This window comes from Streptomyces sp. JH34 (assembly GCF_029428875.1).
In the GTDB taxonomy this organism is placed as follows: Bacteria; Actinomycetota; Actinomycetes; order Streptomycetales; family Streptomycetaceae; genus Streptomyces.
This window is the reverse complement of record NZ_JAJSOO010000001.1, coordinates 1-13,109: the sequence shown is the minus strand read 5'-3', so window position 1 is coordinate 13,109 and position 13,109 is coordinate 1. Positions and strand designations below refer to the sequence as shown.

The 13,109-nt window shown below is 68.6% G+C and carries 9 protein-coding genes, 1 tRNA gene and 1 pseudogene; 4 read left to right on the top strand and 7 right to left on the bottom strand.

What is annotated here, in order from left to right; genetic code table 11:
- Window positions 1–43: 43 nt before the first annotated feature.
- Entirely contained in the window at window positions 44–844 is an 801-nt protein-coding gene (gene istB, locus LWJ43_RS00060) for an IS21-like element helper ATPase IstB (protein ID WP_277330192.1), read from the bottom strand.
- A pseudogene (gene istA, locus LWJ43_RS00055) lies at window positions 841–2,476 on the bottom strand (IS21 family transposase). Before istA ends, istB begins: the two are co-directional and overlap by 4 nt.
- 1,509 nt (window positions 2,477–3,985) lie before the next feature.
- Between istA and LWJ43_RS00045 the strand changes: the two are divergent.
- A tRNA-Trp gene (locus LWJ43_RS00045) sits at window positions 3,986–4,060 on the top strand.
- Between the two features lie 24 nt (window positions 4,061–4,084).
- Here LWJ43_RS00045 and LWJ43_RS00040 read toward each other — a convergent pair.
- The 3 genes from LWJ43_RS00040 to LWJ43_RS00030 all read right to left on the bottom strand — a co-directional run bounded on the left by LWJ43_RS00040 (window position 4,085) and on the right by LWJ43_RS00030 (window position 6,657).
- The gene (locus LWJ43_RS00040; protein ID WP_277330191.1) at window positions 4,085–4,324 is read right to left on the bottom strand and encodes an Imm32 family immunity protein; all 240 of its coding nucleotides are present in this window, start codon (window positions 4,322–4,324) and stop codon (window positions 4,085–4,087) included.
- Window positions 4,325–5,014: 690 nt separating this feature from the next.
- Entirely contained in the window at window positions 5,015–5,437 is a 423-nt protein-coding gene (locus LWJ43_RS00035) for a hypothetical protein (protein WP_277330190.1), read from the bottom strand.
- A gap of 920 nt (window positions 5,438–6,357) precedes the next feature.
- The gene (locus LWJ43_RS00030) at window positions 6,358–6,657 is read right to left on the bottom strand and encodes a hypothetical protein (protein WP_277330189.1); all 300 of its coding nucleotides are present in this window, start codon (window positions 6,655–6,657) and stop codon (window positions 6,358–6,360) included.
- Between the two features lie 1,013 nt (window positions 6,658–7,670).
- Between LWJ43_RS00030 and LWJ43_RS00025 the strand changes: the two genes are divergently transcribed.
- A complete protein-coding gene (locus LWJ43_RS00025) occupies window positions 7,671–7,949 on the top strand; it encodes a hypothetical protein (RefSeq protein ID WP_277330188.1) in 279 nt (92 codons plus the stop codon).
- 58 nt (window positions 7,950–8,007) lie between these two features.
- On the opposite strand, the gene LWJ43_RS00020 is transcribed toward LWJ43_RS00025, so the two are convergent.
- Entirely contained in the window at window positions 8,008–8,253 is a 246-nt protein-coding gene (locus LWJ43_RS00020; RefSeq protein ID WP_277330187.1) for a hypothetical protein, read from the bottom strand.
- 239 nt (window positions 8,254–8,492) lie between these two features.
- Here LWJ43_RS00020 and LWJ43_RS00015 point away from each other — a divergent pair, with 239 nt between their 5' ends.
- On the top strand, window positions 8,493–9,689 hold the full coding sequence (locus tag LWJ43_RS00015; RefSeq protein WP_277330186.1) for a helix-turn-helix domain-containing protein: 1,197 nt from the start codon (window positions 8,493–8,495) through the stop codon (window positions 9,687–9,689).
- 460 nt (window positions 9,690–10,149) lie between these two features.
- Window positions 10,150–10,350 (top strand): hypothetical protein, encoded by a 201-nt coding sequence (locus LWJ43_RS00010; RefSeq protein ID WP_277330185.1) that lies wholly within the window; start codon window positions 10,150–10,152, stop codon window positions 10,348–10,350.
- 2,411 nt (window positions 10,351–12,761) lie between these two features.
- Here the strand turns inward: LWJ43_RS00010 and LWJ43_RS00005 are convergent.
- A complete protein-coding gene (locus tag LWJ43_RS00005) occupies window positions 12,762–13,010 on the bottom strand; it encodes a hypothetical protein (RefSeq protein ID WP_277330184.1) in 249 nt (82 codons plus the stop codon).
- Between the last annotated feature and the right edge of the window lie 99 nt (window positions 13,011–13,109).

Sequence of the window (13,109 nt, the reverse complement as noted above, 5' to 3'; positions counted from 1 at the left end):
GCCGCCGGCGAGGCGGCGGTCCATCGGCGTGGGAGATGCAGGGTCAGCTGGCTTTGGCTGGCTCTTCGGCTCGCGCGCGTGTGCTGGCGAGGCGGTAGGAGCCGGTTCCGGTTTCGATGATGGTGCCGTTGAAGGTGAGACGGTCGACGATGGCCGCGCAGAGGCGGGGGTCGGTGAAGGTCTTGGTCCAGCCGCCGAAGGACTCGTTGGAGGCGATGGCGACACTGTTCTTTTCCTCGCGTTCGGTCAGAACCTGGAAGAGGAGTTCGGCGCCGTGTCGGTCGAGTTCCATGTAGCCGAGTTCGTCGATGCAGAGGAGATCGACGCGGCCGTAGCGGGCGATGGTCTTGTTGAGCTGCTTCTCGTCGGCGGCCTCGACCAGCTCGTTCACCAGCTTCGTGGCGAGCGTGTAGCGGACCCGGTAGCCCTTCATCGCGGCCTCGGTGCCCAGGGCGATGAGCATGTGGGACTTGCCGGTGCCGGAGTCGCCGATCAGGCAGAGCGGCTGACTCTTCTTGATCCACTCGCAGCTGGCCAGGGTGTGGACACACGCAGCGTCGATGTTCGGGTTGGCGTCGAAGTCGAAGGCCCGCAAGGACTTCTCCCGTGGAAAGCCCGCGGCCTTGATCCGTCGTTCCGAACGACGCCTGGCCCGGTCGTCGCACTCGGTCATCAGCAGCTCGGCGAGGAAGCCGCGGTAGGTCATCTGATCTTTGATCGCCCGGTCGGCGATCTCGTTGAACTCGTTGCGAATTGAGGGCAACCGCAGCAGGCGGCAAGCACTGTCGATCGCGGCGTCGGCGGCCTGCTCGGTCAAGCCTCGCTGGCGGGGCAGGGTGGTCACTGTGCTTCTCCCTCATGGTGGTCGCTGCCGCTGGTGCGGCGGCGTCGGAGCAGTTGGTCATAGGGGGTCACCGACGGCAGCGGTCTGGTGTCCGGCGGGAGGTGCGCGAGGCGCCACTCGTGCAGCGACGTGACAGTCGCTGGCGTCCCGGGAATCGCCGGAGCGGATGCTCCGACTGTTGGCTCGTCCTCTGCCTGGGCGGCTTTGCGGGCCTCCAGGGCAACGGCGTCAGCGGTCAGGGCGCCGGCCCGCAGCGCGGTGGCCAGGCCCGCGACCACATGCTCGTGGGCGAGGTGCCGGTTCAGCAGCAGGACCTCGATCAACGCCCGGGTGCCGTCCCGTTCTCCGTGAACTTTGCGGGCCTGGGCCCACCAGGCGTCGTGGACCGGCGTGAACTTGCCCGCCGACCGGGCCTGTTCCAGAGCCGTGGCACCGGGAAAGGCACCGGGCTTGCGGATGAGGGCTTCGAGGTAGTGGTCCAGATCCAGGCGGCAGCTGCCCTTCGCGATCAGCCTTTCATGCCGGGCCACCTCGACATTCCTGTCATAAACCACCAGGTGAGAGGCGTGCAGGACGACGCGCACTCGCTTGCCGATGAGGCGGGTCGGGACCGAGTAGCGGTTGGTGCGAACGGCGATCTGGCTGTACCGGTCGACCCGCGGAGTGAACAGCCGGCCCGTCTCGAACGGCTCCTCCGGCAGCGGCATGAGCAGCGGCTGTTCGACGGTGAAGTACTCGTCCACGGTCCGCGGCCGCGAGCCGATCCGGCGGTGCCCGTCGTGCAGGTCCCACTGATCAACCATCTCGTTTAGCTCGGCGAGGGAGTCGACTTCCGGGACCGGAGTGAAGTGATTGCGTCGGAAGTAGCCGATCATCCCCTCGACGCCGCCCTTCTCATGGGCGCCTTCGATGCCCGGGGCGGCAGTAGAAGCTCTCGATGTTGAAGTGCGAGCGGAAAGCGATCCACCGATCGGTCTCCACCCTCGCCCGGCTCAGCCCTAGCACCTGGGCGACGGCCGACTTCAGGTTGTCGTAGCGGATCTTGGTCCGGGGAACCCCGCCCAGCGTCCGAAGCGCATGCACATGCCCTTCGAAGAACGCTTCCTGGCCGCACGAAGCGAAAACCCGGTGCACGGCCTTGCCCGAGTAGGACAGGCGAAGCGAGAACAAATAGCAGGTCACCAGCTCGCCGGCCAGACGCACCGTCACGTCACCGAAGTCGACCTCAGCCTCGTGACCGGGCAGGTGGGACTGAGGCACGAACGCTTCCACCGGGGCCTTCCCCGAGGCCGCGAGGATCTCCGGCTTCCGGTCGGAGACGTAGCGCCGGACCATCTGGTAGGACACGTCGGCGCTGTGCTCCTCGACCAGCCGGTGGAAGATCCGGGTGATCGTGTGCCGTTGCTTGCGCGGCGCGTCGAGGTCCGTCCGCAGCATCTCGTCGATCACCGGCTTGTACGGATCCAGCGCGGTCGGCCGCGGCGGAAGCTTCTTGCGCGGCTCCGGCCAGACCGAGTCCACGGCCTTCTTCACCGTCCGCCACGACACGTTGTACTTGCGCTCAAGCTCGCGCATCTTCATGCCAGCTCGGTGATCACGCCGGATCGCCGCGTACAACTCGACCTTCGACATCTGCGGCATGACCAGGACCTTTCACCAGGAGCACCCCGATGCTGCCCTGGCAAGTACCCCGGTGCTGTCGAAACTCGTGAACATCACCCGACCGTGGATCTGGGTGCCTCCCAAACCCGTGAACAACTGACGGCACTAAAGCCACTGGCACGCCACCTACCGCCAGCTCGCCACACCCCGCCCCCGCCGCACCACCGCGCTACGCCGCCGCTTGCTGGTCTTGTCCGTGCGGATTCAGTGGCATCCGTTCTGGTCCACTGCATCCGGCCGCGTTCCCGCGGCCCGGGTGGAGCTGAAGCGCCTTGCCCGCCGTCAGGGGCAACTCGAGGCGAGGACGGCATGAGCTGGCTGGGCGCTCTGTCCGTCGGCAAGCCGCGATCCTCGGACCGGACACCAGTGGCGCTCCTGCCGCTTGTGCGCGTGAGGCGTCCTTCCTGCGACGTGGATTCGGTACGCGGCAAGGTGCGCAATCCCGCGCGATGCTTCCGCGCTGCCTTGAAGGGCACCCTGCGGGTGCGCAATCTGCGCAGTGCCTGCGGGGAGGTCGGTCGCGGGTGCAGCGGGAGGTCGCCTGTGTCAGTCGTCGGGGGTGGTGTTGCTGGCGCCGCATGACCAGCAGTTCCACTCGCTGGGCACTTCGTAGTGCGTGGTGGTCCAGAATCCATTGGGCCGGCCTGGATGAGGTTGGTCTCCCAGCATCTCCAGCAGTTGAACTCGAAGTCCTCCATACGCTCAGGATGGCTCTTGCGCCGGCCCGCCAGGACTCGATCGCTCAACCTGGCGAGAAGACAGCGGCGTGAGGCGCGCGGGGTTTCGACTTCCTCGTGGCGAGCCGTAGAACGTGCGGGCCTGCACTGCGGAGGTCTGTCCAGCCATCTGCCAGGGATCTGTCCAGGGACCTGTCGGGAATCCGTCCCGGGTCTGTTCGGGGGACAGATGAACGGGCCCTTTGGACGGATTCCCGACAGGTCCCTGGCGGATGTCCGGGCAGATGATCCGGTGCCCTCGCCGGGGTCGTCCGGCCGCGCCGGGCCCCTTCGGGACGACTGGAGCGCTTTTTCGGCCCTGAGGCCTGTCTGAGGGCGAAAACCGCAGATGGGCCGTTTTCGCTGTTTGGCCAGGTCAGGACCGCCACCCGGCACCGACATGGCACCGCCACCCCGCCCGTTTTGACCGTCATGCACCGCCACCCGATGACGGTGGGGTGGCGGTGGGCATGACGGTGCAAACCGGACAGGGTGGCGGTGGGTATGACGGTCAAACGGACACGGGTGGCGGTGCCCGCACCGACGGCACGGCACGGTTCCGGCCGGGCTTGCGGGCCTAACCCCTCGATGTCCCACACTGCGCCGAAACGCGTCGTTGGCACATCGCAGCCGGCCCGGAATCACCCGCCGCCCGCCCCGTCCAGACATCCGCTGACGCCCAGCGGACGACTGGACGGCCCGGACCCTCGTCCGGGCTTGCGCGGCTACTGTAAGTGACCACTTTTAGGATGGCGGACGGGGCGGAGCTGTAGCGCAGAGGTCGTCGCGCGCGGTCTCCAAAATCGCGAGGACGCCGGTTCGAATCCGGCCGGTTCTGCCTTCCTGCCGTAGCCGGCGCGGGTCAAGCGGTACCGGTGCTGGGTCGGCGTGGCTCTACAGCGCTTCGTCCCGGGCCAGGATCAGGCTGACCGATCCCGTCTTCGAGATTGATGCCGCTCTCGAGGTGCTCGTGGTACCCGTCGCTGAGTTCGGGATCTGTGAGCCCCATGAGTCGCTCAGCCAGGTCGCGCAACCCTGCGGCGTTCGCCGCAATGGTGATCTCGGTCGCTGAGCCGTACACCTTGATCCTGGGTTCATCCACGCGGTCACGTTACGGCGAGCCCTCACGCCGGCCTTCGTGGCTGCCGACGAACCAGATTCCCCGTGATTCCTCAGCCTGTTCCGGCACGGGTGTGGCACGGCTGGCCCCTCGGTGCGCCACAGTGCGGCAGGGCCTCGTGCCGACCCCCGCAGTCGGCCGCCGAGCAACCCTCCGAAGGGCACCCGGGACGCGCGCCCGGTGGTTCCTTACTCCTCACCTCCTGGCATGGAGCGGCCAATTGACTGGCCTGGAGCCTGGTGGCGGGCTCTCTCCGCCGAGGGAGGAGGGAAGGAGTAAGTAACCACCGTGCGGGGCTTGCTCCTCGGCGCGCGACAGCTGGGTCAGGCGCTGTCGCCGACCCAGTGCAGTCGGTCCGGGTCGCCGGGCTGGCCCTCGTAGTGGGCCCGCCCGGCCCGTACGCACCCTGCTCGGTGATGAGTGCCGCGCCGTCCACCAGCTGCTGCACGCTCCACCCGGTGACGTCGAGGCGCTGCCCGTCCAGTGGCCCGCCGATCAGTGCCGCGTACCGGTGCCCGGCCACCTCAACGTCGGGCTCGCCCGGCTGCGCAGCACATCGGCTGTTGAAGGGTCCGTCGGCCGCATGCGCAGCCGGCCTGGGAACGCGGCGCCGCCCGCCCCTGGGGTCTCTGGACCCCGTCCAAGACAACCGCTCTTTCGATTCTGACGGATCTACGGCCAGGCGATGATGTCGAAGGTCACGAAGTGGCCACCGTCCCGCTGCTCTGGAGCGGTCCGGATTGTCACGAGCCCCACGTGATCGTTACTGAGAACACAGACCCTGGTTCCCTGGGTCAGCTGCGGTTCCCCGACGGCGTCGGTGTATCGGGTTTCTGATTCGCATTCGGCCCGCGTCCCGTCCTGTCCGGAGTCCAGTCGGACGAGCTTCCCCGATTTCGAAGTCAGTCCATTCGCGACGGTGTAGGAGAGATCGGAGTTGAAATCCTGACGAGGCTTGATCGGGTTGTCCGAAAGGAAAAGGCTGTAGTCGGCGGGCATGCGGAGGTTTTTGCTGGTGACCGCCGCGGGCTCCGCCGACGAGGAGGGGGCGGTGGAAGCCGGGGTGGACTCGGTGGCAGTCGGCGTGTGCGTCACGGTGACTGTGGCGGGTGGCTGTGCCACCGGCGTTCTCGCAGTCGGCGAATTGAACACCACCGGAAGTCCGAAGAATCCGAGTAAGAGCCCAGCCACGCCTGTCAGCGCAGACAGGACGGCTGCCCATTCGCCCAAGCGGCTTCTGGGAGGTGTCGGGCCAGGCGACGGCGGGTTAGGAGGCGGTGGTCCTGCAGGACTCGGCTCACTCATGGACGGCTCCTCTTTGGAAGGAAGTAGTGCCCGGACTCGGCGCAGCGGGACATCCGGCCCACGTTGTTCTGACGTTGCCGCTGCCTGAAGAGCATCATGGCCGGGTATCTGATCAGCTGCGCGACCTTTGTGATTTCGGACGTTGCCGCTTGCCGTTCGGTTGCCGCCACGCGCCCTTTCAGGGAGTCGCGAGACAGTGTCGAGGACCTGTTGGGCGGCCCCCCAACGCGTGCCGAGCGTGTCCCGTGCCGGGCGTGCTGCGCACACGCATACGCAAGGCACCACCACCCAGGGCTGCGCCCGCGCACCCGTCCCCGCAGCCGCGCCTGCCTGTCCGCCCCTGGACGACTGCGCGGCTGCGCCGGTGCGAGGGCGCGGCCGTGGGCGGGCGTCGGGTGAGCGGTGGGTGTGCGGCCCGTACGGGAGGCACGGGAGCCCGGCGGCCGGGGTCCGATCCGGAGACGTCCTCCGAGAGCGTCCAGGCCACCGGAACCGGCTCGGTGGGGGTGGTCGCGCGCGTTAATGCGTGCACACGTGCACGTGCACGTGCACACGCGTGCACACGAGGGAAGCCCTCAAACCTGGCCGCCGGATCGGGTGCTTGCGGTGCTAGCCCCTCGGCGCGCCACAGTGGGTCAGGCCGTGTCGCCGCCCCCTTGCAGCCGGACTTGCGGGGCTTGCTGGCTCAACGCGCTTAATGGGCGCGGTCCCTATGGGGTGTCGCCGATCCAGTGCAGCCGGTCCACGCCAGGGAAGAGACGCAGACGGTCCCGGCGCCTACGGAGTCGGTGCTCGACGTTCCCCCGCTGGACCAGATCTCTGCGGTCCTGCGGGTGGCCGCCGAGCAGCTGGCCGAGCAGGACCGGGAGCTCGATGTCCCGCGCGAGCACGTCGGGCTCCGTCCCGTCGACCGCGTACCCGAAGGCCCCACGATTGTCCCGGGACAAGTCGTGGACAACTCCGAGAACGCCCAGGCAGCAGTAGTTGTCCACACCTTGCCCGCGGATCACCTGGACAACGATCCCGTCGAGGTGTGGGCACCCGCTACAGCGGCCGTGCCGGGCCCGGGTGACCGGCCCGGCACGACGGACAGCCACCCAGCTGCGCGGCGCCCTGGAAGGGCAGCCGTACCGGGCCCGTCTCTGGTGGAGAGCCTGGCCACGGTCCGTACCCCGGATGAGTTCGGGGCGCACCTGTGGGCACTGCGTTCCCGGCAGGCCTGGCAGGGCAGGGACATGGTTCTCGCCGCGCTCCACAGAGGACATATCAGTCCCACCGGACAGCTCACCGAGCAGGAACAGCGCACCGCAAAGGAGTGGCTGGGCGGAACCCTCCTGCCATACGGGCGCGAGCTCGACGGGATACTGCTGGCGAGCGGCGTCACCCCGGAAGAAGCAACGGCCTTCCGGGCTGGGTCGCCGGGATCTTCATCTCGTTTGCTGCCGATTCAACCGTGATTGACACGGCAACCATGGTCGCAATTGTTGGTGTTCCGTTCGCCCTGCCTGCAGGGCTGGTCATTCCATGGATCCCCGGTATGGATGCTTGGGGGCGCCATTTGGCCGAGAACATCGGCCTGCTGTAGCCGCGCACCAGACCGCCGACGCGAAGCCCACAGGCACGTTGCCGCCGGACAACGGTGGCGGGCGTGGACCCGGGGAAGCAGGGCGGCGCTGTACCAGCAGCTAAGGACAGTCCGTCGACCGGAGGACCGCCGCGAGGGGCAGGGTCACCGCTGGAGCCGTCTGGACCGCATCCGGCGGGCTGGGCGCTCCCCTGGCCCCGCCAAGCACCCCGGTGTCGTCCGGGGCGGGTGTTCCGTAACCGGCCGGGCACCAGCCACCCGCCCCAGACCCACGGCACCCTGCCACACGACACCGCGAGCACTCCCCGGAGCCGCTGTACGGGCGGGGCGGGCACCGTCGTTGTTCTGTCAGGGTGCGGTTCTGCGGGGGTGACGTGGCCCGTAGAGCGTGGCACTGTCGTCTGTCCTGTCTTCGGAACTGGCCTGGGGGAGTCCGCAATGAGCATGTTGCTATTAGTTCTGGTGGTATTCGCGGTGGTGTGGGTACTAGTCGCGCTTGTGCCGTTGCGTACTCCTTCTGCCTCCAGGGCGTGGGCGATGGGCGTCCTGGGTGTCTCGGTTCTCGTCGTTCTGGTCGCCGCTCTCTACGGGGCTAACGCAGAAGTAGGGATCGGCTATGACTGGCCATCGCCCGTGCTGCTGACGACGCTCGTGTCGGCGATCGCCGTAGCGCCGGGTGCGATCGTCGCCCTCGTACGGAACGGGAAGAACCGGTAGGCGACCCGGGCTGCGCCGGTCGCCGCGCCGCAGGACCTACCGGCCGCCCCGCCCCGTGTCATGCCGGTGGTCCTGGGCGGGTGTCGCGGTCGTGGGTGCGGCGGAGGTGTCGGTGCTCGCGGTGGTTGGTCCACCAGGTGAGGCGGTCGGGGGAGTCCTGGGGGAAGAGGTTCTGGACGGATGTCGCGGCCAGCGTCAGGACGAGGCAGATCACGACTCCCCACCAGGGGGCGCCGGCCATCGCGGTGGCGAGACCGCTGACTGCGGTGACGGATGCGGGTACCAGGTTCGGGGAGAGGGCCATCGTCCGACCTCATTCACTCGGGTTTCGCGTCCGCCCTGTGCGTCCGCTGATGACAGCTTTGGGCGACGGTGTGCGGTGCGGGAGTGGGAACGGCCCGTTCCCGGCAATCGGTAACGCCCGGCCGGGTCCAGTCGTGTGCGGCTGTCCTCGACGAGTCGGCCCCGGCGCGTCGAGGGATACGCGACAATCGGTCAACTGCGCTGCTTGCGGACGGTGTTCACGGGGGTAGAGGGGCCGGGATGGGTGGATCCGAAGAGGGAGCGGCGGCGGGTGCCGCGTACGCGGCAGCGTTGCGCGACGTGGTGGACGGCTTCCTTGCCACCGGGGGCACGCAGAAGGACATAGCCGCAGCGCTGTATATCTCGCAGGCCGCCCTCTCGCGTTACCTGAGCGGGGACCGGGTCGCCTCGTACGACTTTCTTCGTAAACTGCGGGCCTTCCTCGAGGAGCGGGGCCTGCTCTGGGACCAGGAGACGGGCGACCTGCTGGACGCCCTGTGCAGTCAGGCACACGCCACCAGCGGGTCCCCCGCGGTCCAGCTCGTCCAGATCAGGGAGGAGCTGGACCGCCTGCGGGACGAGCAGCAGCACGCGAAGCGGGTCGCCGACACACGCCTGGCCGACCTCGAGACCCAGGCCCGCGACCTCGCCGCGAAACTGGCCCAGGCACTCGATCACGCCCGGACCACCGAAGGCGCACGAGCACTCCTGCAGGAACAGGTCCGGGAACAGGATGAGAGCCTGCGCCACGCCCAGGACTACATCCACCAGATCGAGGCCGACCTCTCCGAGCAGCGCAAGCAGGCCCGGCTGCTGCAGCAGGAAGTCGGTGTCCTGCGCAAGCAGAACCAGCGCCTCGTCGAGGAGCAGCCACACACAGTTTCCGGGGTGTCAACGCAAGACACCGGCATGGAAGCCATACTCGCTCAACGCCGTACTCGGACCGCCCAGGCGAGTACGTCAGGTCCGCACCGTCCCCCTGTTGCTCCTGCGCGGAAGTCCCGAAGCTCGGGCGACCGCTACTCGCCGGAGCTGCACACCTTTGACCGTGCCCGGAAACGTACCCGGGTCGTCCTGCACTCCAGCGTGTCGCGGCCCAAAGCGAGCTGCGACACGGTCTTCATCTGTCTGGCGCTAGTGGTGACCGGGGCTCTGGGAACAGGGCTCAGTGCAGGGTTTCAGGCCGAGCCGGGCCTGAGCATCGCCAGGCTCACCGTCGCCGTCCTGGCCGTCCTCGCCGGGGCGATCGTGTGCTGGTTCACTGTTGTCGCGCTCGGCGACAAGTACCTGATGACGAAGTGGGCCTCTGTGCCAGGAGCTGACCGGATGCTGCTCGGTGCGGTGCCCCTGATGTTGATCACCGCGACCGTGGCCCCCTTCTACTTGGAGACCGATCTGCTCGGGCGCTGGCTCGCCGACGTAGCCGGACTGCTGTAGCCAGGCATCCGCCCTCCCACCCCTGCGGCGAAGGGGTAAGCCCACGAGCCGGCAGACGGCATCCACCGCCGACGTCCGGAAGCCCGGAGAGCGAGGCCGGGAGGGCCGACTCCTGATCTCCGGGCCTCCAGCTCATGTTCAACACCGCCGAGATCGGTGAATCCGCAGGTGCCAAGACGCGCGTGCAGGCGCACGGCCGGGTGCCCAATGAACTCCGCCCAGCGCCTAAGGCTGAGCTGTGCGATCACGGAGTTGCGCCGCTAACTCGTGGCTCGGTCATTGTGCTGCCACCACCCCGCACCAACCGTTCGTCAAGTGCTCGCGAATCCGCCCCACGCCCCGTCAGAGACCTCTCTGCGAAGGCCCGGAACGGATCTTCGCGAGGACTCGCTTCGCCGTCCGGGATTGCGGACTGTGGCCCGCGCTCTACCGGAGCGCACCCACCGAAATGGAGAACGCCGTGTCCACGCTCACCCTCGTCCTCGTCCTGTTCGTCGGGCTGCTCCTGGTCCTGGTGTCCGGGCTCGTCCTGGCCGGCCTGGCCTACGTCACGCACCGCCACCCCCGTATGGAGAAGCCGCTGGGTGTCGCGATCGGGGGCGGCGGCCTCCTCGTTGCGGTCGTCGTGGGCTTGGTCGCCGTCGTCGCTCTCGCCACCTGACGACGATGACGACGGGTCCCGGCGTCGACGTCCTCGAGGTCCAGGACCTCGACGCCAACCGCCCCGGCGGGCCGCTGACCTGCGGCAGTGAGTTTTCCGCGGTGAGTCCGCACGGGGCAGTGAGTTTTCGCGGTGAGTGCGCACGGCGGCAGTGAGTTTTCGCCCCGGGGCGTGGTGAGTTTCCTGGTCGGAAACTCACCACCGCAGGTCAGAGGCGGGACGGCACTCACTCACCACAGCAATCCGCAGACCTCAACCCGTTGGAAATTTTTCTTGTCGGACCTGAAATGCGGTGTGCAGAGTGTCACGCTGCGGCACCCTGGTGGCATGGCTTCCGTGGGCGCCTTTGGGTGCTATATCCGTTTCGGTGAAAGTGTGTCAGAACCGCTGTGCGGCGCGGTAGCGTCGCAGGTCAAGCAGTCTGCTCCCCGCGCATGCGGGGATGGTCCCCCGTCGCAGACAACCAGCCTCCCGCTCCGGGCCTGCTCCCCGCGCATGCGGGGATGGTCCCGGTCCTGGCCCAGGCAGTTCTGCCAGGGCGTCCTGCTCCCCGCGCATGCGGGGATGGTCCCGCCGACGGCATGAAGGGCGGCTACGGATGACTCTGCTCCCCGCGCATGCGGGGATGGTCCCAACACCAAGAGCGCAGCCGAGCGAGCCCGCGTCTGCTCCCCGCGCCCGCGGGGATGTGGTCCCGGGGGTGTTCGGGGCGGGTGTTCCGTCACTGGTACCGGGCACCAGCCACCCGCCCCGGACGCCTGGCACCCTGCCACACCTCGGCGCGGGGCAGTCCGGGGCCCTGTACGGCCCGGGGAGGCCGCGCCGGCCCGATGGCAGGACGGCGCCCTGGTCGACGCGTTCAGGACTGGGCGGGGTGGTTCGGCGGCAGGGGCGCACTATCCGTACCGCTATCCGGTCCACTATCCGTTCTGCTATCCGTACCACTATCCGGCGCGCATGTTTCGGCCCGGTCCTTGCACAACCGCAGGTCAGACCCCGGTTCGCATTCGGTGAGTGCTCGGACTTCCCCTTGTTCTCCTGGCCTGCCCTGCTGTGGTGGTGGGGTGTGGTGTCTGGTGGTGGGGGCGGTCGCGGGGAAGACGGGGCGGCGCTGCGCTGGCCTCTGAGGGTGTCGCGGCGGCCGGTGGGCCACCGCGACGGACGAGGCGGCCCCGGGGCGCCTGGCGGCCTCCTGGGCGGCGTTCCGGGACCCCCGGGGCTCACCCTCGGGCGCTCCCGGCGTGCTGGGCGCCCTCGGCCCCCATGGGGCCACGGAGGACCGGTCGTATAACGGCGACACTATTGGCGACGGTAATGACGACGGTATTAGCGACGACAACAGCGACAACAATGGCGACACCGGAAAATCGGCGGCCGTTGCACAACCGCAGGTCAGGCCCCGGTTCGCGTCTGGTGAGTGCTCAGACTTCCCCTTTTTCCCCCGGCTGCCTGCTGTGTGGTGGTGGTGTGGTGCTGGGGGTGGTCGCGGGGAAGTCGGGGCGGCGCTGCGCTGGCCTGTCTCCTCGCCGACGCGGGGCGCCCGGGCCGACGTGGGAGGCACCACGGGCGCAGCCGCTCCTACCCCGGGGCCGACCGCTGCGCCTGGTGCTCGTGCTCCTCGTCGTACGCGGTCCGGGCGTCGTGTGACGGCCCGCCCCATGTCCGTTCGCCGCGCCGTGCGTACGGGCGAGCCGGGCCGCCAGGCCGCGCTGGTGGCCACCGGCCCGCCGGAGCTCCGCCAGGGCGACCTCGACGGTCTGAGCGCGCTCTGAGGACACCGGACGGCCCCCGCCCCCGCTCTCCTGCCCTGCCCCGCTCCTACGCCCGGAGACGCCCAACCGTGCCGTCCCCACGGCCTCTGGTGCGCAGCCCAGAACGCTTCCACCTCCGCCTGGTCGTAGTAGTCGACCCGGTCGATGGTGACCACCCGCTCCGGGTGACGGCGCCCTCCGGCTGCTCGTGGCGCAGCGCGTACCACCGGGCCACGGTTGAGCGGCCCGCCCCGGTGTAGGCGACGATCCACGCACGGCTCACGACCGCACGCCCCTCGACGACATGGCGCAGCCCAGCATCCATGTTTCCGGTCGGCTCCATCAATTGCCCCTCTTTCCATGCGTAGAATAGAGCGCTCCGCTCGGGTGAGTGGGGCGCAGCTGGCGGGGAATTAATTGGAATTCGAGTGCCGCTCATTTCAATTGCAGTACATCCCTGCCAGCCTAAAAACAATTAGCGCGCGTCCTCCTCCGGAGGAACGGCGCACGACCCTACGGGTCGTCAAGATGATGAAACCCTAAGGGTTTTGGGACCTGATTCCTCCGGAATCCTCGCCCGCCCCGGGCGGGCGCTGCGGCAGGGACGGCGGCGCCGGGGCGCAGGTGGTGCAGCCCTCGCGGCCGCACCACCGCCCATGGCTACGCGCTCAGGGCTACGACCGGCAGCGGGGTGATCCGGCCTTCCCAGAGGTCCCAGGAGCGCGTCACGTGGCTGCTGGCCGGGGAGACCCACACGATCTGGCCCTCCCGCTCAGCGTCAGCCACGCCGACCGCCAGCAGGCACATGACGGCCTCCCAGCCCTCCCGGTCCACGGTGTGCCCGCCGCCCGTGGGCACCTCCACCCGCACGGTGAGGGTCATACGGTCCGGCAGGGTCAGCTCTCGCACGTCGACACCACGGTCATGATGTGCGACCCGAGAAAGCTCCGCGAGCACCAGACGCATGCCTCAGCAGCCACGGACTCACCGGCGTTGAATTCTCGGATT

What these genes read in the sequence shown, in the direction of transcription:
- LWJ43_RS00025 (WP_277330188.1), top strand. Translation starts at nt 7,671, where the DNA reads ATGAGCATGTTGCTATTAGTTCTGGTGGTATTCGCGGTGGTGTGGGTA.
- LWJ43_RS00020 (WP_277330187.1), bottom strand. Translation starts at nt 8,253, where the DNA reads ATGGCCCTCTCCCCGAACCTGGTACCCGCATCCGTCACCGCAGTCAGC.
- LWJ43_RS00015 (WP_277330186.1), top strand. Translation starts at nt 8,493, where the DNA reads ATGGGTGGATCCGAAGAGGGAGCGGCGGCGGGTGCCGCGTACGCGGCA.